At 33.0% G+C, this 20,947-nt stretch carries 22 protein-coding genes; 9 read left to right on the top strand and 13 right to left on the bottom strand.

Annotated elements, in window-relative coordinates; genetic code table 11:
- Window position 1: 1 nt before the first annotated feature.
- Together Q0828_RS10395 and Q0828_RS10390 are read right to left on the bottom strand one after the other, a co-directional pair.
- The gene (locus Q0828_RS10395; RefSeq protein ID WP_298420302.1) at window positions 2-2,533 is read right to left on the bottom strand and encodes a YfhO family protein; all 2,532 of its coding nucleotides are present in this window, start codon (window positions 2,531-2,533) and stop codon (window positions 2-4) included.
- Window positions 2,534-2,605: 72 nt separating this feature from the next.
- Window positions 2,606-2,893 carry a DUF4834 family protein gene (locus Q0828_RS10390; protein WP_366523580.1) on the bottom strand — a complete coding sequence of 96 codons (288 nt, stop codon included), beginning with the start codon at window positions 2,891-2,893 and terminating at the stop codon, window positions 2,606-2,608.
- Between the two features lie 86 nt (window positions 2,894-2,979).
- On the opposite strand from Q0828_RS10390, the gene Q0828_RS10385 reads away from it, so the two are divergent.
- Together Q0828_RS10385 and Q0828_RS10380 are read left to right on the top strand one after the other, a co-directional pair.
- Complete coding sequence (locus tag Q0828_RS10385; RefSeq protein ID WP_298420300.1) at window positions 2,980-3,978, top strand: transporter; 999 nt, start codon at window positions 2,980-2,982, stop codon at window positions 3,976-3,978.
- A gap of 32 nt (window positions 3,979-4,010) precedes the next feature.
- The gene (locus Q0828_RS10380) at window positions 4,011-5,129 is read left to right on the top strand and encodes a GTP cyclohydrolase (RefSeq protein WP_298420298.1); all 1,119 of its coding nucleotides are present in this window, start codon (window positions 4,011-4,013) and stop codon (window positions 5,127-5,129) included.
- A gap of 218 nt (window positions 5,130-5,347) precedes the next feature.
- Here the strand turns inward: Q0828_RS10380 and hisS are convergent, their stop codons facing one another.
- Entirely contained in the window at window positions 5,348-6,715 is a 1,368-nt protein-coding gene (gene hisS, locus Q0828_RS10375; protein WP_298420296.1) for a histidine--tRNA ligase, read from the bottom strand.
- A gap of 188 nt (window positions 6,716-6,903) precedes the next feature.
- Here hisS and Q0828_RS10370 point away from each other — a divergent pair, with 188 nt between their 5' ends.
- The gene (locus Q0828_RS10370) at window positions 6,904-7,062 is read left to right on the top strand and encodes a hypothetical protein (protein WP_298420294.1); all 159 of its coding nucleotides are present in this window, start codon (window positions 6,904-6,906) and stop codon (window positions 7,060-7,062) included.
- A gap of 92 nt (window positions 7,063-7,154) precedes the next feature.
- Here Q0828_RS10370 and Q0828_RS10365 read toward each other — a convergent pair whose 3' ends face one another.
- The 5 genes from Q0828_RS10365 to rpsF form a co-directional block, all read right to left on the bottom strand.
- Window positions 7,155-7,625 carry a DUF6495 family protein gene (locus Q0828_RS10365; protein WP_298420292.1) on the bottom strand — a complete coding sequence of 157 codons (471 nt, stop codon included), beginning with the start codon at window positions 7,623-7,625 and terminating at the stop codon, window positions 7,155-7,157.
- 100 nt (window positions 7,626-7,725) lie between these two features.
- A complete protein-coding gene (locus Q0828_RS10360; RefSeq protein ID WP_298420290.1) occupies window positions 7,726-8,007 on the bottom strand; it encodes a carboxypeptidase-like regulatory domain-containing protein in 282 nt (93 codons plus the stop codon).
- A 152-nt stretch (window positions 8,008-8,159) separates the two neighbouring features.
- A complete protein-coding gene (gene rplI, locus Q0828_RS10355) occupies window positions 8,160-8,609 on the bottom strand; it encodes a 50S ribosomal protein L9 (protein WP_298420288.1) in 450 nt (149 codons plus the stop codon).
- A gap of 14 nt (window positions 8,610-8,623) precedes the next feature.
- A complete protein-coding gene (rpsR, locus tag Q0828_RS10350; protein ID WP_007094157.1) occupies window positions 8,624-8,920 on the bottom strand; it encodes a 30S ribosomal protein S18 in 297 nt (98 codons plus the stop codon).
- 5 nt (window positions 8,921-8,925) lie between these two features.
- Entirely contained in the window at window positions 8,926-9,264 is a 339-nt protein-coding gene (rpsF, locus tag Q0828_RS10345) for a 30S ribosomal protein S6 (protein WP_298420285.1), read from the bottom strand.
- A gap of 187 nt (window positions 9,265-9,451) precedes the next feature.
- Here rpsF and Q0828_RS10340 point away from each other — a divergent pair, with 187 nt between their 5' ends.
- The gene (locus tag Q0828_RS10340) at window positions 9,452-10,144 is read left to right on the top strand and encodes a LytTR family DNA-binding domain-containing protein (RefSeq protein ID WP_298420283.1); all 693 of its coding nucleotides are present in this window, start codon (window positions 9,452-9,454) and stop codon (window positions 10,142-10,144) included.
- 98 nt (window positions 10,145-10,242) lie between these two features.
- Here Q0828_RS10340 and priA read toward each other — a convergent pair whose 3' ends face one another.
- The 5 genes from priA to nadC all read right to left on the bottom strand — a co-directional run bounded on the left by priA (window position 10,243) and on the right by nadC (window position 15,758).
- Window positions 10,243-12,696: a primosomal protein N' gene (gene priA / locus Q0828_RS10335; protein WP_298420281.1), complete on the bottom strand. Its 2,454-nt coding sequence runs from the start codon at window positions 12,694-12,696 to the stop codon at window positions 10,243-10,245.
- 167 nt (window positions 12,697-12,863) lie between these two features.
- Window positions 12,864-13,295: a DUF2147 domain-containing protein gene (locus tag Q0828_RS10330; protein WP_298420279.1), complete on the bottom strand. Its 432-nt coding sequence runs from the start codon at window positions 13,293-13,295 to the stop codon at window positions 12,864-12,866.
- 18 nt (window positions 13,296-13,313) lie between these two features.
- Window positions 13,314-13,880: a chalcone isomerase family protein gene (locus tag Q0828_RS10325; protein ID WP_298420277.1), complete on the bottom strand. Its 567-nt coding sequence runs from the start codon at window positions 13,878-13,880 to the stop codon at window positions 13,314-13,316.
- Window positions 13,881-13,956: 76 nt separating this feature from the next.
- Window positions 13,957-14,898, bottom strand: coding sequence for a YihY/virulence factor BrkB family protein (locus Q0828_RS10320; protein WP_298420275.1), 942 nt, complete (start codon window positions 14,896-14,898; stop codon window positions 13,957-13,959).
- A complete protein-coding gene (gene nadC / locus Q0828_RS10315) occupies window positions 14,898-15,758 on the bottom strand; it encodes a carboxylating nicotinate-nucleotide diphosphorylase (protein WP_298420273.1) in 861 nt (286 codons plus the stop codon). The genes Q0828_RS10320 and nadC overlap by 1 nt, the downstream gene beginning before the upstream one ends.
- A gap of 150 nt (window positions 15,759-15,908) precedes the next feature.
- Here nadC and rlmH point away from each other — a divergent pair, with 150 nt between their 5' ends.
- The 5 genes from rlmH (at window position 15,909) to Q0828_RS10290 (ending at window position 20,869) form a co-directional block, all read left to right on the top strand.
- Window positions 15,909-16,382, top strand: a complete 474-nt coding sequence (gene rlmH / locus Q0828_RS10310) for a 23S rRNA (pseudouridine(1915)-N(3))-methyltransferase RlmH (protein ID WP_298420271.1) — start codon at window positions 15,909-15,911, stop codon at window positions 16,380-16,382.
- A gap of 12 nt (window positions 16,383-16,394) precedes the next feature.
- Window positions 16,395-16,973, top strand: a complete 579-nt coding sequence (locus Q0828_RS10305) for a non-canonical purine NTP diphosphatase (RefSeq protein ID WP_298420269.1) — start codon at window positions 16,395-16,397, stop codon at window positions 16,971-16,973.
- A 9-nt stretch (window positions 16,974-16,982) separates the two neighbouring features.
- Window positions 16,983-17,972: a hypothetical protein gene (locus tag Q0828_RS10300; protein ID WP_298420267.1), complete on the top strand. Its 990-nt coding sequence runs from the start codon at window positions 16,983-16,985 to the stop codon at window positions 17,970-17,972.
- Window positions 17,973-18,173: 201 nt separating this feature from the next.
- The gene (locus Q0828_RS10295) at window positions 18,174-19,973 is read left to right on the top strand and encodes a DEAD/DEAH box helicase (RefSeq protein ID WP_298420265.1); all 1,800 of its coding nucleotides are present in this window, start codon (window positions 18,174-18,176) and stop codon (window positions 19,971-19,973) included.
- A gap of 113 nt (window positions 19,974-20,086) precedes the next feature.
- On the top strand, window positions 20,087-20,869 hold the full coding sequence (locus Q0828_RS10290) for a carboxypeptidase-like regulatory domain-containing protein (RefSeq protein WP_298420263.1): 783 nt from the start codon (window positions 20,087-20,089) through the stop codon (window positions 20,867-20,869).
- Window positions 20,870-20,947: the final 78 nt, after the last annotated feature.

Here is a 20,947-nt window from a genome sequence, read left to right as displayed (position 1 = left end):
ATTATGCGTTCACTTCTTTCCTACGCTTGAATTCAAAAAATAAAGCTGCAATGATTAGAAGAATTAAAATAATGGTACTTGTTAGTGAAACCATAATTCCAGTACTTACTACTTTAGGCTCAAATTTAAAATCAATGTCATGCGTTCCAGCTGGAACTTCCAATGCGCGCAATACATAATTCACACGATAATGAGGTACTAATTTACCATCAACATAAGCGTTCCAACCATGTGGATAATGAATTTCTGAGAATACGGCAAAGCCAGCTTCTTTACTTTCTGACTTGTATGACAAAGCATCTGGCTTATAGTCAACCAATTCAATAGTTGCCAATGAATCCTTTGTATACGTTGCTTTTAAGTTTTCGGCTGCTTTTTGACCTTTTCGGAAGACAGCTTCACTCCTAGTATTTATTCCAGCTATTCCTAGTATTTCTTCGTCTGCGGTTTCTACAAAGTTCAATTTGTTTACAAACCATCCATTTCCATTTGGATATGGGTTTCTGAGAATTATATCTCTTGATTGACTTTGCTCACTTTCGGCATCTTTAATAAGATACTTCACATTCAACATATTAATCACATTGATATTACGCTCAGTAACTTCAAATTTTCCATTTCCATGATCTAAATAGAAATCGTATAATTCTTGAAACTGTCTTGGTTTTGCTGCGTGATATCCACCTAATGTATTATGAAAATATGCTGTACGTGCACCTGCCAAACGTAATCTTGGTTCAAATACACGATAATGACCTTCGTCTTGTAAAATTTGCTTATCAACTTGTAGTTGTCTGTATGGCTGTTCAAATTGTGATCTGGAAACAAATCCATCTGTAGCAACATAACGTCTAGCTACACCTACTAAGTCAAACAATAACAACCCAAGTAATGCTATAATAACAATATTCTCTTTTAGTTTCTCTTTGATAAAAGCAAATAAAACTGCCGCAGAAAGTAAAATCAATAGTAACGAACGAATTGAATCCTGTGTAAATATTGCCACACGATCTTCACGAATGATTTCCATAAATTCTGGACCAAAAACCGCTTGTTCGTAATATGCATCATTTAAACCTGTAAAATCAAACAATGCCGATTTAAACAAAATAAAGAAAAGAATAATCCCTCCAATAATTCCCGTACTATATATGATGGCTTTCTTTTTTTCTGCTGTTTTTATATCCTTATTAAACAAACTTACCAAAGCTAACACTCCTAAAATTGGAATACACAATTCTAAGATTACTTGTATAGATGAAACTGCCCTAAACTTACTATATAAAGGAAACTTTTCAATCATGAAATCTGTCAACCAATTTAAATTTTTTCCCCATGATAATAATAAAGACATCACAATTCCGCCAACAAGCCACCATTTTGCTTTACTTCTCACTAAAAATAAACCAAGTAATGCCAAGAAAATGATCACTGCTCCTACATATGCTGGTGCAGCAACAATTGGCTGTTCTCCCCAATACGTTGGAATATTACTAACAATATCTCTCGCTTGTGATGCAGGAACATTACGTTGTAATAAAAATTTGTACGATTTTGAATCAGTTCCTAAATCTTCAGAATTTGCACCTCCCATAAATCGTGGTATTAACAAATCGAAAGTTTCCATTTTTCCGTAACTATACTCTGTAATATACTCTTTGGAAAGTCCTTTTGCTACCTTCTCACTACCATCAGGATTTATATTTAATTCACTTTTTCCACGAATACTCCAATCTGCATATTGTTTCGTTGTTAACAAGCTAGCTCCATTAACTCCAACTGCCAAAATAACGGCTACAACTAGTATTCCTACTGTTTTAAAGAAGTGGGGTAATTCATTGTTTTTAAACGCTTTTCCAAAGTATTTTTTATTGAACTTAAAAGGTTTTTCTTTAATGAATAGGTAATGACAGAAGTATACTAACCCGAGTATAACGACTAATAACATTAAGTAATATGTCATTTGCGGATGTCCTGTCATTATTTCTAACGACATCGCGACAGCGGTTAACAAAAAACCCCAAATATATTTCCGTTGAAATGTTAGTAGTATTCCTGATAATACTAACGGAAAGTACGCTATTGCATGTGCTTTGGCATTGTGTCCAACACCGAGAATAATTATAAAATAGGTTGAAAAGCCAAAGGCGACGGCTCCCAAAAATGCCAGTTTATAATTGACTCTCATTACTAACAGCAAGATGTAAATCCCTAGAAAATAAAGAAATAGATAATCTGCAGGTCTTGGTAAAAAACGCAACGTCCTATCAAGTGTTTTTATGTATGCATGCGGATAACGTGCTCCTAATAAATAAGTTGGCATTCCACCAAAAGAGCTGTCTGTCCAATACAATTCTTCTCCAGTAGTATCTCTAAAATCATTTTGTTTTTTTGCCATTCCGACATACTGAACAATATCTGACTGTTGCATTTTTTTTCCTTGTAATACTGGATAAAAATAGGCCAACGCCATTAATACGAACAGTAATATTGCAACTGCGTGAGGAATTATTTTTTTAAAATCTATATGCACTTGATGTTGTTTTTTGTGTAAATGAATGAAAGTAATATACTAACCTTTTTTTGAAAGGTTTATTATGTAGTGTTAATCTACTTCTTCAAAATCTATATACTCTCCAACTTTTTTAGAAGGCTTTGTTTTTGATCCTTTGTCAATTACGGTTTCCCCTTCACGTGGTGATTGTTGCTGATTTTTTGCGTGTTGCTTAAATTGCTCTGAAAATTTCTTCTCGGCTTTTTTTGCTACATATCGCAATAGTAATGGTCCAAATAATCTTCCTAATATACGCAATCCGTATATCACAAGAATTATAATTGCTATGGTTCGTAGTAAGTTTATTAACATAATTAAGAATAACCTATATTTTTTCAAAAATACAATTTATGAAGATTTAATATCGTTTTTACTAGATAAAAAAGTATAATTTTATGTAGTTTTGAATTTAACCCAATAAAAAAATGATGAAAACAAATTCCTTCTTAGTAGTCCTTGGTTTTTTATTTTTATCCACTTCGGCTTTTGCTCAATATACAGAAGTGATTAACTCGAATCGCCCAGGAGCTTCTATTAGCGCTTTTTCTGTTGGAAAAAATGTGATTCAGTTTGAAGGTGGAATGTATGTAGAAAAGCAAGAACACAAGAAATTAAATACAGAAGTTAAAGCATTTGGTTTAGATTTCGCTTTGCGTTATGGAGTGTTTAAAGAGCAGCTTGAAATTAGTTGGGAAGGTGCATATCAGTTCGATACATTTACAAGGAATGCTACGATTCCAGCATTTGAGTTTAACCGAAATGGGTTTTTATCTCATACAATTGGAGCAAAATATATGATTTACGATCCATATATTAAATCATCATTAGAAAAACCAAATTTATTAAGTTGGAGAGCAAACAATTCTTTCCGTTGGAAAGATTTAATTCCTGCTATTGGAGTATATGCTGGCGCTAATTTTATATTTTCAGACAATCCATATTTTCCAAGAAATGAACCTTCTATCAGTCCAAAAGTAACGGTAGCAACGCAAAGTCACTTTGCTGGACGTTGGGTGTTTGTTTCAAACATTACGTATGATCGTATTACTTCTGACACTAAAGAATTAAGCTATATTTTAACTTTAACACACGCATTTGACAATCCAAAATGGTCTGCTTTTGTAGAACATCAAGGAATTGATAGTGATCGGTATGCTGATGCTTTGTTCAGAGCTGGTGGTGCATATTTGTTAGGTGACGATTTTCAGTTAGATGGCGCTATTGGAACGAGTATAAAAAATACGCCAACACGTTTATTTGCCTCTATTGGTATTTCGTACAGAATTGATGATTGGCATGTTGATGAATTAATTCCAATTGATGAGCAAGATCCGAAAGGTGACGAAAAGAAGAAGAAGAAAAAAGATGAAGACGAATTAAAAAAGTTTGAAGATGATGGAGATGGAGACGACGGATCTATCTAACGTATTTTTTTCTAACTAACCTAACTGACCCCATGATTGATATTCGTGAAGCTATTTCCAAAAAGGAATTAAAGACTTTTGTAAAATTCCCATTCAGTATATATAAAGGTTCCAAATATTGGGTTCCACCCATTATAAAAGATGAATTGGAAACATTTGATAAAGACAAAAACCCTGCATTTTTAGACGCTGATGCACGTTTTTTCTTAGCATATAAAAATGGAAAATTGGTTGGACGTGTTGCTGCAATTGTCAATTGGATTGAAATTAAAAAACAAAAACTTTCCAAAATGCGTTTTGGTTGGTTTGATATGATTGATGATTTTGAAGTTTCTGGTGCTTTACTTGATAAAGTAGCTGAAATTGGAAGATCGCATAATTTAGAATACATGGAAGGTCCTGTTGGATTTTCTAATTTAGATAAAGTAGGTGTTCTTACAGAAGGTTTTGATCATATTGGAACTATGATTACTTGGTACAATCACCCGTATTATGAAAAACATTTTATTCATCACGGACTCGTTAAAGAGAAAGAATATTTAGAGAATAAATTTCCTTTTGAGAATGTAAAGCCAAAGTTTTTTGAACGTGTACAAAACTTAGTAAAAAAGCGTTATCAACTGCGTCAGCTCAACTTTACCAAGACCAAAGACATTATGCCGTATGTAGATCAAATGTTTGATTTATTTAACGCTTCGTATGCTTCGTTATCTTCTTTTGTTCCAATTACAGATATTCAAAAAGCTTATTTTAAAGATCGCTATTTAAATTTTATCAATCCAGAATTCATAAAATTTGTCGTAGATAAAGATGATGAACTGGTTGCCTTCGCTATTGTAATGCCATCATTTGCCAGCGCTTTACAAAAGATGAATGGAAAATTGTTCCCGTTTGGGATTTTTCATTTATTAAAAGCTAGAAAGAAGCCAACAAATATTACATTCTACTTAATTGGTGTGCATCCGGAATATCAAAACAAAGGATTAACAGCAATTTTATTCATGGAATACTATTTAACCTTTACTGAAAAAAATATTGAAACTTGTATCCGAACTCCCGAATTGATTGAAAACACAGCAATTCATCAACTTTGGAAACATTTTGAACCTGTGACTCATAAACGTCGTAAAACGTATAAAAAAAGTCTTTAGATTTTTTCAGATTGCTAGAAACACTTCGCTTTAGTATTTTGGAACTTATAAAGGCATCTCGACTGCGCTCGATGTGACATTGAATATAGAGAAGTTTTTTTATCTAAATACTTAACTTTGATTATACTCTAAAACGTCATTTCGAGTGAAATTCAATAGAATTTTGTATCGAGAAGTTTTTATCTAAATACTAACATCTCAATTCTCAATACTATAATTTAAAAAGCTGTCAAAACTTCATCAAAAGGAACTTCTAGTTGCGTTCCATCGTTCATATTTTTAACAGTGCAAGTATTATTTTCCAATTCGTTTCCACCAATTATAATTACATATGGAATATTACGTTTATTCGCGTAATTCATTTGTTTCTTTGGCTTTGCTTTATCCGGATACAACTCTGCACTTTTTCCAGCTTCACGCAACACTTTAATCAATTTCATAGAAGCAAGCGCCTCTTTTTCTCCAAAATTGATACACAATACATCAACTTTGTCCGTAACCGTTTCTGGAAACAAACCAAGTTCTTCTAATACTAAGTAGATTCTATCCAAACCAAACGAAATTCCGACACCACTTACATTTTTCAATCCAAAAATCCCTGTTAAGTCATCATAACGTCCACCACCACCAATAGAGCCCATTTTTACGCCTTTTGGTGCAGCAACTTCATAGATAGCTCCTGTATAGTAATTTAAGCCTCTAGCAAGCGTAATATCTAAATCCAACCTTGCCGTTTCTAATCCCAAAACTTCAATTGCTTCAAATACAAATTCTAAATCAGCAATTCCTTCCATTCCTTCGTCAGAACTTGAAAGTAATTGTTTTAGTTGATCTAATTTATCATCCAAGTTTCCTGAAAAGCTGAATAATGGCTGTACTTTTTCTATTGCTTCCGCGGAAATACCTTTGTTCAACATTTCGTTTTTCACACCATCTTCGCCAATCTTATCCAATTTATCTAAAGCAACTGTAAAATCGATTAATTTGTCCTTAGCACCTATTACTTCTGCAATTCCTGAAAGAATTTTACGATTGTTTATTTTGATCGTAACACCTTCCAAACCTAAGTTTGAAAATACTTTGTCATACAATTGCACAAATTCTACTTCTTGCCAAAGCGAAGTTGAACCTACTACATCTGCATCACATTGAAAGAATTCTTGAAATCTTCCGTGTTGCGGTCTATCAGCACGCCAAACTGGTTGAATTTGATATCTTTTAAAAGGAAATGTAATGTCGTTTTGGTGCTGCACTACATAGCGTGCAAATGGAACCGTTAAATCATAGCGTAATGCTTTTTCAGCTAAAGAGTTAGAAAAACGAGCTAAATTTCCATCTTCCAACGCTTGTAAATCAGCCTTTTTTACCTTTTCACCAGAGTTTAAGATTTTAAAAATCAAGCGATCACCTTCTTCTCCATATTTCCCAAGTAACGTTTCAGATTTTTCAAAAGATGGTGTTTCAATAGGTTGAAATCCAAAGCTTTGAAAAGCTGTTTTTATGATGTTAAAAATATAGTTACGTTTCGTTACTTCTATTGGAGAAAAATCTCGTGTTCCTTTTGGTATGCTAGGTTTTTGTGCCATGATTCTGTATTGTGGCGCAAATATAAGTTTAATTTTTTGTGGATGGAAAAGATTATTGTTTGATTGTTGATTTGTTAATTCGTGTATTTGATATTCTCTATTATAAAACAACTTTACCCAATCAATTGAAACGTTTTGGATAGTATTAAGAAAACGTTTATTTTTAGTTGATTAAACAAAAAACATCTATGGCATTGATCAATACAAAAACAGTAAACTGCCCAAAATGTAGAGAAGAGCAACCAAAAATTCGCAAACCAAAAGGTTGGTACGAGATTTTATGGGGTGGAAATACCTGTAAAAATTGTGGTTGTAAAATGGATCGTTTTGGTAAGGAACGTACTTAGTTTTACCAAAACATTGGAATAGTTTAGATTTTCTAGTATTCTCGACTGCGCTCGAATTGACAATAAAAAACATCAATATTCTTACATTCGTATTACGACATCATCGCGTCAAACCACTGAAACAATTGCCCTTTTGTAATATTAGAACCTTGCTGTAACAATGCAAATTTATCGCCATTACGATCATCAGAATACGCTTTGTTAGCCGTTAAGATTTCAACTTCTTCCGTGGAATAATTATCACGTAACCAAGCAAAACCTTCTTTCGTAGTAATATCAATACCTTCTTTTAAGATTTTGACAGCAATTAGTTTCATTTGATCTTCACCTAAGTGAAATAAATACATATGACTTGGAGAGATATTTTCAAGATAGCTTGCCTGATTTAATACACCTTCCCAAACTAAATCACTAAATACATCTATTTCTTGTTCGGCAACTGCTGGTTTTTCAGTTTTTAATGTATTCCATTCATCAGCTGTGATAGATTGTGTTGCCAAAAAGTTGATAAATTCCTGGTGTAATTCTTCTAATTGTTCCTTTGTAAGTCTTGTGTATTTCATTGCAGTAACTAAAAATGCGCTCTTGATTTAATAAAGAGCGCAAATTTACGATGATCTATTTTGATTTAAAAGTAATTGTATTGCTAAATTCTAGAATTTATCATCCCACTTCACTTACACCATCATCATCTAATGTTAAATCAACCTCTTTATTTTCCCCCATTTGCAACCCTACCTTCTGATAACTAGTCTTAAACCCTGACATCGAAGCTGTTACTTTGTATTTTCCAGGACCTAGCTCTCTAAAAGCATAGTGTCCATTAGCACTAGTAATTGTTGTAAGTGTTACTGACTCTGTAAGACCTTCTAAAGTTACAAGAGCGCCCGGAAGTCCTTCTCCATGGATATCATTGACATATCCTGTAATTTCTGATTTCTCCATAGTAAATAGTTTATTTTGATTAATTATTAATCTAAATATAGAAAAAGTAACATGTATTCAATAATTCTCCTATAAAATGAGGTACAAATACGTACAAAAAAAGCCACTCAATTTTGAGTGGCTTTCTATATAAAAACGTTTATCGTTTATTATTATGCTTCTGCAATAACTTCGAATGGTAAGTCTACAACTACACTTCTGTGTAATCTAACTTTCGCTTCGTACTTACCTGTTCTTTTCACGCTTCCACCAATAACTTTGATGAATTTTCTTTCGATTCCGTGACCAGCTTTTTCTAATGCTTCAACTAAATCAATGTTGTTAACAGAACCAAAAAGTTTAGTTCCAGCACCAGTTTTTGCAGTAATTTTAATCTCTAAGTCTAACAATGCTTTCGCAGTTGCATTAGCCTCATCAACTAATTTTTGTTCTTTGTATGCTTTTTGTTTCAAGTTCTCTGCTAAAACTTTTTTAGCTGAACTTGTTGCTAATGTTGCAAATCCTTGAGGAATTAAATAGTTTCTTCCGTAACCGTTTTTCACTGTTACAATATCATCTTTAAATCCTAAATTTTCAACGTCTTGTCTTAAAATAAGTTCCATAATCTGTCTCTATTTTATTTTAACATATCGCCAACATATGGCATTAATGCTAAGTGACGCGCTCTTTTTACAGCTACAGACACTTTTCGTTGATACTTTAATGAAGTTCCTGTTAAACGACGTGGTAATAATTTACCTTGCTCGTTTACGAATTTTAATAAGAAGTCAGGATCTTTATAATCGATATACTTGATACCAGATTTCTTAAAACGGCAATATTTCTTTGCCTTCGTAGTTTCTATGTTTAAAGGAGTTAAATATCTAATTTCTCCTTCTTTTTTTCCTTTTGCTTGTTGTTCTATTGAAGACATATTTCTTAAGATTTAGCGGTTTTTCTATTTCTTCTTTTCTCTGCCCAAGCGATTGCATGTTTGTCTAACCTCACAGTTAAATAACGCATGATACGCTCGTCACGTCTAAATTCTAGTTCATAAGGAGTAATTACTTCTCCTGGTGCTTGGAATTCGAATAAGTGATAGAAACCACTCTTTTTGTGCTGAATTGGATACGCTAACTTTTTTAGTCCCCAATCTTCTTTTGAAATCATTTTTCCACCTCTAGAAACAACGAAATCTTCAAATTTCTTTACTGTTTCCTTTATCTGAGTTTCAGATAAAACGGGATTTAAAATGAAAACAGTTTCATAATGATTCATAAATACTATTTTTTAATTAAAATTGAGCGCAAAAGTACTGTTTTATTGTTTGAATACAAATAAAAAACCATCTTTTTTTTTCGCAAATATGTAATAAAATCCGTAATAAATCCCCGTTTTTGTTGTGTCTTTGATTTATTTTTTATAACATTGCATGTACCCAAATTTGAAAAAATCGCTTTTGCATATGAAGCTTAACTGTATTATAGTAGATGATTCTTCCATACAGCGAATGGCTGTGGCGAAGTTGACGCTAAACCATCCTTCTCTAAACTTAATTGCTGAGTATAGCAATGCTATAGAGGCTAAGAATGGACTAAAGACAAATAATGTAGATTTAATCTTTTTGGATATAGAAATGCCTGTTTTAAATGGATTTGACTTGCTTGAGTCTTTGAAAAATCCACCACAAGTAATCATGGTTACCGGAAAAACAGAATATGCTTTTAAAGCATTTAACTACGATGTTACTGACTTCCTACACAAACCTTTAACAAAAGATCGTTTTGACAAAGCCATTGCTCGAGCATTGGATAAATCTAATTATGGAACAAAAAGTGCTGAAGACGATGATCATATTTTTGTAAAAAGTAATTTGAAGAAACGTAAAGTAATCTTAAACAGTATCAAATGGATTGAAGCTTTAGGAGATTACGTAAAGCTAGTTACTGATGATAGTAATATTGTGGTTTTATCTACCATGAAAGCTTTTGAAAAGCAATTACCTGAGAATAAATTTTTACGAATTCACAAATCTTACATCGTGAATTTGGATAAAGTTGATCGCTTTAACAGTAAAAATGTTGAGATTTCTGGTCAATTGATTCCATTGAGCAGAAACAAGAAGGTAGAACTTTCTGAAGCTCTTTCTAATATTTAGCCTTATCTTCGATTTCATTCAGATACCATATTTCGATTACCTCTAGGCTTTAATTGAACCATATTCGGATTCGCTTAGATTTCATTTCATGTTTTTGATTAAACTGTATCCACATCAATGATAACGCGAACACTTCTGTAATTTGCTATAGAAGAGAAGCTATTTTTCACACGCATTATAACGTCTTTTGTTTTAGCTAATGATTGTTGCTTTGGTATTTTTAGCAAAATATGTTTTAAGTATAAGTTTCGAATGCGTGCTACTGGCGGAAATTCTGGACCTAAGACGTTTTCCCCAAAACTGTTACGAAGTGATTTACCAAACCAAGCCGCACTTTCATTGACACGATTGTACTCCTTGTGTTTTAGTGTAATTTTAATCAATCTATAGAAAGGCGGATAATGAAATTGACGCCTGTCATTTAATTGATCTTTAAACATTCCTTCGTAATCACCAACTGAAACTTGTTGCAATATTTGATGATACGGATTGTACGTTTGCACAATGACCTTTCCTTGTTTTTTGGTTCTTCCGGCTCGACCGGCAACTTGCTGAATTAATTGAAAACTACGTTCATGCGCTCTAAAATCTGGAAAGTTTAGCATGCTATCCGCATTCATGATTCCTACTAAATTTACATTTCTAAAATCTAGTCCTTTGGTTAGCATTTGCGTTCCTACTAAAATTTGAATTTCTTGCTGTTCAAATGCTGAAATGATTTTTTGATATCCATATTTTCCACGTGTGGTGTCTAAATCCATTCGCCCAACTTTCACATTCGGTAATATTTCTTTCAATTCCTCCTCTATTTGCTGCGTTCCAAAACCTTTGGAATCCAACTCGTGACTTCCACAAGCTAAACATTGTTGTTGCATTGCAATGTGATGACTACAATAATGACATCGCAATTGATTTTTGTAGTGATGATACGTAAGGCTTACATCGCAATTTGGACATTGAGGCGAATGTCCACATGTATTACATTCTATAATTGGCGCATAACCGCGTCTATTTTGAAATAAAATAACCTGTTCTCCATTTCCGATTGTCTCTTCTATTTCTTCTAGTAAACGATCTGAAAAGTGTCCTTTCATACGTTTTTTACGATGCTTTTCCTTGATGTCAACTAACTCCATATCTGGCAACAAAACATTCCCATAACGTCTTTTAATCGTTGCGATTGCATATTTATTAGTTTGTGCATTATAATAACTTTCTACACTTGGCGTTGCCGAACCCAATACAATTTTTCCTTTGTGTAGCTTTGCTAATACTATAGCTGCATCACGTGCATGATAACGTGGTGCAGGATCAAATTGCTTAAAGGACGTTTCATGCTCTTCATCTACTATGATTAGCCCTAAGTTAGAAAACGGTAAAAACAACGATGAACGCGCACCTAAGACAATTTGCGCTTTCGGCTTGTTTTCCAACACATTATTCCAAACCTCAACACGTTCATGAATAGAGTACTTGGAATGGTAAATTGCAACTTTTTCACCAAAATAGTTTTGCAATCTTTCTATAAGCTGTGTTGTTAATGCAATTTCTGGCAATAGATATAAAACTTGTTTTCCTATTGCAATGATTTCTTCAATGAGTTTTACATAGACTTCCGTCTTTCCTGAAGATGTTATTCCGTATAACAAACACACATCTTGCATTGTAAAAGCTGTTTTTATAGTTTCATAGGCTTCTACTTGATATTCATTGAGTTTTTTCGAAGCTTCTACTTCTTCTCCATCATATTCAACTCTATCCCTTTGGATGTAGTATTCTTCTAGGATTTCTTTATCAATTAACGCTTTTATGACAGCAGAACTCGTTCTACTTTCTTTCGTCAACTCTTTTACAGTAATTGGTCGTTTTGAAGTTGCTGTAAGCGAAAATAATGTTAGTATAACTTCGCGCTGTTTTTTAGCTCTATTTAATGAATCAAGTAAGATTTGAAGACTTTCTTCACTTGTATATTTTGCATGAAGCTTTACATACCTTACTAATTTTGGCTTGTATTGTTCGTAGATTTCTTCATATACTTGAATGACTTCTTTTTCAATCAATCGAGTTAAGACCGGTACTACTTTTTTCTTTCCAAGGATACTACTGATTTCTTGAATTTTTAATAGTGATTGATGTTGTAATGCTTCAAAGATTAAAAACTCATCATCTTTTAATTTACTTTCATCAATTTCAACATCAACTCGTTTGGAAATAATTGTTTCACTTTCTAACAGAAAAGCGCTTGGAACTGCCGAACGAAACACCTCTCCTAAGCTCGACATATAATAGCCTGCAATCCATTCCCAATGTTGTAGTTGTTGTTTCGTAATGATTGGTTGCTCATCAAGAATTTGCTGAATTTCTTTTGCCTCGTAGACTTCTGGCGCTGTTTGATGAATTTTATACACTAATGCTGTGTATACCTTGCTTTTTCCAAACGGAACAGCTACACGCATTCCTTGTTGCAGAAATTGTGCTTCAGCTTCAGTTACGCTATACGTAAAGAGTCGTTGTAGCGGAATTGGCAATATGACATCAATGAAGTAAGACATTGTTCAAAGGTAAATACTTTCTATAAAAGGAAACACTATTCTTTGATCATTTTCATAAGTGTATGATGATCTATTTTACTTACAATTCCAGAATCATATTTCAAAAATACTTTTTTTACATAAAAAAACCACTCCGAGAAGAGTGGTTTTATGATTTGTATATGTTGTTAATTTACGCGATACCAGTTTTGAGTTCGGTATAAAAACGCGACATAACCACGCACGTATAATTTATTTTTATCGTCGGAATCGAGCCAAAGTTTACATTTATATTCTTTTCCTTTTTCTGGATCTAAAATCTTTCCTCTTGAATACTCATTGTCATCTTTGGTAAGCCCATTGATAATAACCATTCCTATAACTGGCTTATTTTTCCGATCATCTTTACATTTTTCACATATTCCATCACGTTTTGCAGGATTTAGAATTTCAATCACTTTCCCATAGATTTTTCCATCTTTTTCATAGATTTCTACAATGGATTTTGCTTCACCTGTTTCGTCGTCTATTGTTTTCCATTTACCTTCTACGCTTTGCGCAATAACAACTTGAAAACTAAGAAATAGTAAACTTATGAATATGTAAAGTGTATTTTTCATTTTATGAATGTTTTTAGACTATTTACCTAACATTCCTTTTTTTAGCTTTTTATCTGCTGGTTTATCAGATAACCAAATTCCAAACAGCGCTTTTTTAAACTCCAATCCTGAGATTGTTCCTTTTTTTGTTCCGTTTTTGTAAACAGTTACGCCATTTCCTTTTGTATATACAATATCAAAGATGTCACCGTCATTGATTTCATCACTAAAGAATCCTTTGAATTTTTCTATTTCTGTTGCGATTGGTGCTGTGTTTCCGTTTGTAGAATTCTCAAAACCATCATTTACAGCGTTGATCATTTTTTTACTTGAGATTAAGCGTGATGTAATGTGCAATTTGATAGCCATAGACTCATCAGCTTCCATGATATCTTTTGCATCACTAGACTTTTTCACTAAGTATAATCCGCCTGAATATAATTTAAACCAAGCTTTCTTTCTTACTCCTGCTCCATTGTATACGAGCTCTTGACCTTCAAAGGTTACTGTTTCAGGAAGTGTCGCTGAACCAATTTCTATTTGTGCTTGTGAAACACTCATACCTACGATTAGAAAAGCGAATAACGCATAAATTGTCTTTTTCATTTTATATTGGGTTTATTTATAATTTCGTGTTGTAATATAGCATTTTTTATTATGCAAACATAATAAATTAGTCTACCTATTTATTCTTTTTCAACATATCTAAAGAAGCATTCAACTCAAATCCAAGCAGTAGTATATTAGCATTCAACCATATATACATCATCAGAATTAATAACGCTCCTATAGAACCATATAACTCATTGTATTGTGAAAAGTTTGAAATATAGATTCCGAACAGATACGACGTTAACACAATAAGTACTGTTGTTAGTAACACACCTGGTGAGAAAAATTTTGCTCTTCTTCCTTGATACGTTCCAAAATAGTATAGAATTGCCGTTCCTATGTACACCATGAGAATGATGAACAGGTATTTTGCAATGTTGATGGCTATTTCATTACCACTTGCTACTTTGATGCCTGTTGTTTTCCCTGCCAAATCACTTATGTATGGAATCACAGATATTTCTACATATCCTAATACTACAATGGTAAAAATCAATAACAATGCCAAAATTAACCCAACACTTAATGCATATAGATATTGTTGTAGAAAGTTTCTTCTTTTTTGAATATAATAGGAGTTTTCAAATCCTGCAAAGATAGCATTGACACCATTCGCCATTAAAAAGATGGATAGTAAAAATGTTGTAGATAGTAATCCTCCACGCTTGTTTTTTACAATATCCACAATAATTTCATTTAAAAAGGTAGCCGTTTCATCTGGTAAAAAAGAGGTTATAGTACTTATGAAATCTGCTTGAAAATTTTCAATAGGAACAAATGGTAATAGATTCAGCACAAATAGTAAGGATGGAAATATTGCCATAAAGAAACTAAAGGCAATTGCACCAGCGCGCGATGTTAACGCACCATTCATAATTCCTAAAATGTACATTTCTAAAAGATCATAGATAGACAAGCCTTCGAGTCCAGGAAGTTTTATTTTCTTGAGCAAAGCCGCTAAAATGTTTAGCAGCGGAATTTTGGCTAATTTGTCTTCGATGTCTTTAGACATTATTCAACGGCTTTTAGACTTAAATCTAAATTGTATACAGAGTGCGTCAATGCACCAGAAGAAATGTAATCGACTCCACAAAGCGCATATTCGCGAATGGTTTTTTCATTGATTCCTCCTGAAGATTCTGTCAAACAGGTATCACCAATCATTTGTACTGCCTTTCGTGTATCTTCATAATTGAAGTTGTCTATTAAAATTCTGTACACGCCATCAGTTTGAAGAATTTCTTCTATTTCTTTTAAATCACGTGCTTCTACAATTATTTTTAAATCACGATTGTTTTCTTTTAGATATGCTTTTGTTTGTGTAATTGCTTGTGTAATTCCGCCACAGAAATCTATATGATTATCTTTCAGCATTATCATATCGTACAATGCAAAACGATGATTTACACCGCCACCAATTTTCACCGCCCACTTTTCTAAAGCTCTAATACCAGGTGTCGTTTTTCGTGTGTCTAATATTTTTGTTCCGGTTCCTTCTAAAAGTGCTACAAACATGTTTGTTTTCGTTGCAATAGCACTCATACGTTGCATAGCATTTAACACTAAACGTTCCGCCTTTAGAATAGATTGTGATTTTCCTGTTACATAAAAAGCAATGTCACCGTACTTCACTTTACTTCCATCTTCGATTAGTGTTTCCACTTTCATTTCAGGATCGACATATTCAAAAACCATTTTTGCAAATTCAATTCCTGCAATAATTCCTTCATCTTTTACTAATAGTTTTGCTTTCCCAGTTGCAGATACTGGAATACAGGCTAATGAGCTATGATCACCATCTCCTACATCTTCACGGATAGCATTTGAAATTATTAATTCTAATTCTTTTTGAAATTGCGTTTCTGAAATCATTCTTTTAAGATAAATAATATTTACTTCAAAATTGCAAAGTTTATATTGCATATCAAAATTGACCTCTCATTATTTTTCTGATTCCGATCAAGAAAGCCTAAAAACAGTTAATTTACCAATATTTTATATGATTTCTATTATTTTTGAAGCATGAATATTAAAGTACTCGCCATAGGGCGAACAGATGATAAGCAATTGCAACAACTCATTGAGTTGTATGTAAAGCGTTTATCACATTATGTAAAGTTTGAATTGGATATTATTCCTGATCTCAAAAACACAAAAAGTTTGAGTGAAGCACAGCAGAAAGAAAAAGAAGGTGAATTGATTTTGAAAAAACTTTCTCCAACAGATGCTTTGATTTTGTTAGATGAAAACGGAAAACAGTTCACTTCCGTAGATTTTTCGAATTATTTACAAAAAAAAATGAACTCAGGCATTAAAACTCTAGTATTTGTAATTGGTGGTCCTTATGGTTTTTCTGAGGCCATTTATGCAAAAGCACAAGGAAAAGTATCTTTATCTAAAATGACTTTTTCACACCAAATGGTACGTTTGTTTGTTGTAGAACAAATTTACAGAGCTTTTACAATTCTAAAAAATGAACCGTATCATCATCGATAAAAATATAAATTTATGAAACTCGTATTTGCCACAAACAATCAAAATAAAGTAAACGAAGTACAATCGTTATTACCAAATCATATTACTATTTTAAGTTTAAAAGATATCGGTTGTGAAGAAGATATTCCTGAAACGCAACCTACTATTGATGGAAACGCTATTCAGAAAGCACAATATGTAAAAGAACATTATGGCCATGATTGTTTTGCTGACGATACAGGCTTAGAAGTGAATGCGCTAAATGGCGAACCAGGCGTTTTTTCGGCACGTTATGCTGGTTCACAACGAAATGCAGATGACAATATGAATAAGTTGTTGGATGAACTTCAAGACAAAAAAGATCGTTCGGCACATTTCAAAACGGTAGTTGCCTTAATTTTAAATGGCGAACAGCATACATTCACAGGTATTTGCGAAGGAACGATTATTGAAGAAAAAAGAGGCGGAAAGGGTTTTGGCTACGATCCAATATTTATGGCAAATGGATTTAAAGAAACATTTGCACAAATTTCATTAGCAGAAAAAAATCGTGTGGGACATCGTGGAAAAGCGGTACAAAAATTGATTGATTTTTTGAACACCAAAAAATAGTCAATTCTCATGAAGTTTCGTTTTTTACTTTGTTTACTCTCTACATTTCTAATTTCTTGTACTGAAATAGTTACTGAAACTGTAATTGAAAAAGAAATTGTGTATTTACAAAAAGTGAATGATACTTTATTAGAAGTTACCACACCTAAAGAAAACAATAGATTTCATCGATTTAAAATCATACGGAAAGATAGTACATATTCTTCTGAGGAAAGATATAGTCAAAAGCCATCTTTTGATAGATTTGATAGTATTTATAATATTCAGGCTACTTTTGAAGACAAACACATTAAAGTTGGAGCGCATGACGAATATATTCAAGAAACTAAAGTCATAAACATTATACACTCTTTAGATTCAAAAAAAACTGAAAAAATATACACTTTAAAAAAGCTCACACAAAGATATTACGATTTCAAAGTATCTGGACTTTCTGGGACTAAACATAATTTACAATTTATCAATCCTAATTATACACATACTCCAGTATATGAACTTGATTTTTATACTGATGCTCTCATAGTTTATGAAGATGAAGGATACCTTGTCGCAATAAAACATGGATGTTGCACCAGTTCATCTGAATATGAATTATTTAATTTAAGAGGATATTCACTATTACGCTCAAATGATAATATCAAATCAATAAAAACAGAAAATAATCATTATTTGATTAGTGCTTTAAAGAACGAGGTATATGACGCGCCCACAATTGTTATTCAAAATAAAAATAAAGATAGACAATATGTAAATATTTCTAATATTGACCACAATATGCGTTATGAAGAAAATTTTCACCTAAAGTTTAAAAATAATAAAAAGCCTGAAACCGAAACGCGCTCTAAACCATTTAAAGAATATACACTCAAAAACCTCGATAATCTCGAAATTTGGATTCCATTTGGAGAAATAGACACGCTAAAAATTCCATTCAAAAATCAAAAAGCATTCGGAATTGATTATCCACAAATAGAAATTAGACTCTCAGAAACCAAATAACAATCATATTTCTATTAAAATCACCTAAAGATCAACAAATTACACATAAATTAGTTATTTCAAAATAAAACACTACCTTTGCGCCTTGAAATCCCAGAGCGGGATGAAGTTATGCAGCGTCAGGGTATTTTATTAGGTCGTAACGCTCCATGTAACTTCTCAAGACAGCAAGAAGCTGTTCGAACCTTTTAAAATTACAATATGACAAAATTTGAAGAATTAGGTCTTCAAGACACGCTTTTGCGCGCAATTCAAGATATGGGCTTTGAAACGCCTAGTGAAGTTCAAGAAAAAGCAATTCCAATTTTACTTAACGAAGAAACTGATATTGTGGCACTTGCCCAAACAGGAACTGGTAAAACAGCTGCCTTTGGTTTTCCGTTAATTCAAAAAATAAATGCAGAAAGCCGTACTACACAGGGATTAATTTTATCTCCTACTCGTGAATTATGCCTGCAAATTACAAACGAACTTAAAAACTATTCTAAATACGAAAACATTAATGTTGTCGCTATTTATGGTGGAGCAAGTATTACTGATCAAGCAAGACAAGTAAAGAAAGGTGCACAAATTGTTGTGGCAACTCCAGGACGTATGCAAGATATGATCAATCGTAGATTGGTTGATATTACAAAAATAGAATATTGTGTATTGGATGAAGCTGATGAAATGTTAAACATGGGATTCTATGAAGATATTACTTCTATCCTATCGCACACACCTGATGACAAAAGTACTTGGTTATTCTCTGCAACTATGCCTAGAGAAGTTTCTAACATTGCTAAGAAGTTTATGCACACACCACAAGAAATTACTGTGGGATCGCGTAATTCTGGTTCAGATAAAGTTCGTCACGAATTTTATGCAGTAAGTGGAAGAGATCGTTATTTAGCTTTAAAACGTTTGGCTGATGCCAATCCAGATATATTTTCAGTTGTTTTTTGCAGAACAAAACGTGATACACAAAGTGTCGCTGAAAAATTAATTGAAGATGGTTACAATGCTGCTGCGATTCATGGTGACTTAAGTCAGAATCAACGTGATTTAGTAATGAAATCATTCCGTACACGTCAAATTCAAATGTTAGTTGCTACAGATGTAGCGGCTCGTGGAATTGACGTTGACAATATTACACACGTAATCAATTACCAACTTCCTGATGAAATAGAAACCTATACACACCGAAGTGGTCGTACTGGTAGAGCTGGAAAAGATGGAGTTTCTATGGTAATTGTAACAAAAAGTGAAATGCGTAAAATCAAATCGATTGAGCGTAAAATTCAAAAGAAATTTGAACAAAAAGCCATTCCAACTGGAATTGAAATTTGTCAAGTTCAATTGTTTCATTTAGCAAACAAAATTCATAATACAGAAGTAAATGAACAAGTAGATGAATATTTACCTGCTATTATGGAAATCTTTGAAGATACTTCAAAAGAAGATTTGATCAAACGTATGGTTTCTGTTGAGTTCAACAGGTTTTATAACTATTACAACAATAAACGCGATTTAAATCAACCGAAAGGAAACAGTGAAGAACGTTCTTCTCGTGGCGCAAGCAATGATCATAGTACACGTTACTTCATTAACGTTGGTGAAAAGGATGGATATGACTGGATGCGCTTGAAAGATTTCTTAAAAGAAACCTTAGATTTAGGACGTGATGATGTATACAAAGTTGATGTAAAAGAAAGTTTTTCATTCTTTAACACCGATAATGATAAGAAAGAGAAAGTTTTAGCTCATTTTACTGACTTTAAAGTTGATGGACGTTTTGTAAATGTTGAAGAATCTACCAACACTGGCGGTGGCGGTGGTGGCGGAAGACGCCGTAGAGATGGTGGCGGTGGAAGACGTCGTAGAGATGGCGGTGGAAACAGCGGCGGCGGCGATCGTAGAAGAAGCAGACGAAGTGAAAACTCATCTTCAGATGGTGGAAGACGCCGTAGAAGTGACCGAAATGATGGCGGCGGATTTAGAGGGAGATCTAGAAGGAAATAACAACAATATTGTTAATATTAAGTAAAAAGTGCGCTACGGCGCGCTTTTTTTAGTTTTGTTTAGTATTTTTATATAAAATTTAGTCAGTTAGGCTAATTTTAAAAATTGCATACATGAAGAAGGCATTTACTTTTCTAATTTTATTTTTAGCCATTACTACAATTTCTGCACAGACTGTGCAAAAAAATAAAAAATTGTATGCCAAGGTTGTCAATGACGCTGATGACAAGCCAATGCCAAATGTACATGTTGTTAATTTAACCACAATTAAAGGTGTTATTACTAATGAAAAAGGAGAATTTGAACTGACTGCAAAAGCAGATGATGAATTGTTCTTTTCGTTTCTTGGTTTTAAGTCGATAAAAGTTAGAGTGACTAATGACATGTTAAAATACAAAGGTTCATCTACGATTCGATTAACAGAACTTGCGTATGCGCTAGAGAAAGTAGTAGTTACACCTTATCAATTGACAGGATATTTAGATATTGATGCTAAAAATGTTCCTATTAGACCAAATTACCGTTACCGCATTGCTGGACTTTCTTCTGGTTATGAAGCTGGTGGAAACGCTCCTGGCGCCATTTCTACGGTCTTAGGTGCTATTTTTAATCCTGGTGATTTTCTTCAAAACTTATTTGGTAAAAAACCTGCGCAGATGCGTAAATTACGTCAAATGAAAGAAGATGATGAAATTAGAAATTTACTTTCATCAAAATTTGACCGTCAAATGCTTCGTGAATTACTACAGGTAGAACGCGTTGATATTGATGAAATTCTTTCTTTATGTAATTATTCAAAAACTTTCATTACAACAGCTAATGATCTTCAAATCTTAGATGCAATTAATGATTGTTATGAAGAATATAAAGTTTTAAGCAGACAGAAAAAGAAGTAATTTTTTTAAACTCTCCTCTATTTAGATATACCAACTCATATTATTTTGATCTATCTTTTACTAATAAAATGTATCAGA

Source organism: uncultured Kordia sp. (genome assembly GCF_947496985.1).
Lineage (GTDB): Bacteria > Bacteroidota > Bacteroidia > Flavobacteriales > Flavobacteriaceae > Kordia.
The sequence above is the reverse complement of the archived record's forward strand: the minus strand, read 5'-3'. Positions and strand labels throughout refer to the sequence as shown.

Bases quoted from the DNA above. Each gene is read 5' to 3' on its own strand.
- Q0828_RS10385 (WP_298420300.1), top strand. From the start codon at position 2,980: ATGATGAAAACAAATTCCTTCTTAGTAGTCCTTGGTTTTTTATTTTTA.
- Q0828_RS10380 (WP_298420298.1), top strand. From the start codon at position 4,011: ATGATTGATATTCGTGAAGCTATTTCCAAAAAGGAATTAAAGACTTTT.
- hisS (WP_298420296.1), bottom strand. From the start codon at position 6,715: ATGGCACAAAAACCTAGCATACCAAAAGGAACACGAGATTTTTCTCCA.
- Q0828_RS10370 (WP_298420294.1), top strand. From the start codon at position 6,904: ATGGCATTGATCAATACAAAAACAGTAAACTGCCCAAAATGTAGAGAA.
- Q0828_RS10365 (WP_298420292.1), bottom strand. From the start codon at position 7,625: ATGAAATACACAAGACTTACAAAGGAACAATTAGAAGAATTACACCAG.
- Q0828_RS10360 (WP_298420290.1), bottom strand. From the start codon at position 8,007: ATGGAGAAATCAGAAATTACAGGATATGTCAATGATATCCATGGAGAA.
- rplI (WP_298420288.1), bottom strand. From the start codon at position 8,609: ATGGAACTTATTTTAAGACAAGACGTTGAAAATTTAGGATTTAAAGAT.
- rpsR (WP_007094157.1), bottom strand. From the start codon at position 8,920: ATGTCTTCAATAGAACAACAAGCAAAAGGAAAAAAAGAAGGAGAAATT.
- rpsF (WP_298420285.1), bottom strand. From the start codon at position 9,264: ATGAATCATTATGAAACTGTTTTCATTTTAAATCCCGTTTTATCTGAA.
- Q0828_RS10340 (WP_298420283.1), top strand. From the start codon at position 9,452: ATGAAGCTTAACTGTATTATAGTAGATGATTCTTCCATACAGCGAATG.
- priA (WP_298420281.1), bottom strand. From the start codon at position 12,696: ATGTCTTACTTCATTGATGTCATATTGCCAATTCCGCTACAACGACTC.
- Q0828_RS10330 (WP_298420279.1), bottom strand. From the start codon at position 13,295: ATGAAAAATACACTTTACATATTCATAAGTTTACTATTTCTTAGTTTT.
- Q0828_RS10325 (WP_298420277.1), bottom strand. From the start codon at position 13,880: ATGAAAAAGACAATTTATGCGTTATTCGCTTTTCTAATCGTAGGTATG.
- Q0828_RS10320 (WP_298420275.1), bottom strand. From the start codon at position 14,898: ATGTCTAAAGACATCGAAGACAAATTAGCCAAAATTCCGCTGCTAAAC.
- nadC (WP_298420273.1), bottom strand. From the start codon at position 15,758: ATGATTTCAGAAACGCAATTTCAAAAAGAATTAGAATTAATAATTTCA.
- rlmH (WP_298420271.1), top strand. From the start codon at position 15,909: ATGAATATTAAAGTACTCGCCATAGGGCGAACAGATGATAAGCAATTG.
- Q0828_RS10305 (WP_298420269.1), top strand. From the start codon at position 16,395: ATGAAACTCGTATTTGCCACAAACAATCAAAATAAAGTAAACGAAGTA.
- Q0828_RS10300 (WP_298420267.1), top strand. From the start codon at position 16,983: ATGAAGTTTCGTTTTTTACTTTGTTTACTCTCTACATTTCTAATTTCT.
- Q0828_RS10295 (WP_298420265.1), top strand. From the start codon at position 18,174: ATGACAAAATTTGAAGAATTAGGTCTTCAAGACACGCTTTTGCGCGCA.
- Q0828_RS10290 (WP_298420263.1), top strand. From the start codon at position 20,087: ATGAAGAAGGCATTTACTTTTCTAATTTTATTTTTAGCCATTACTACA.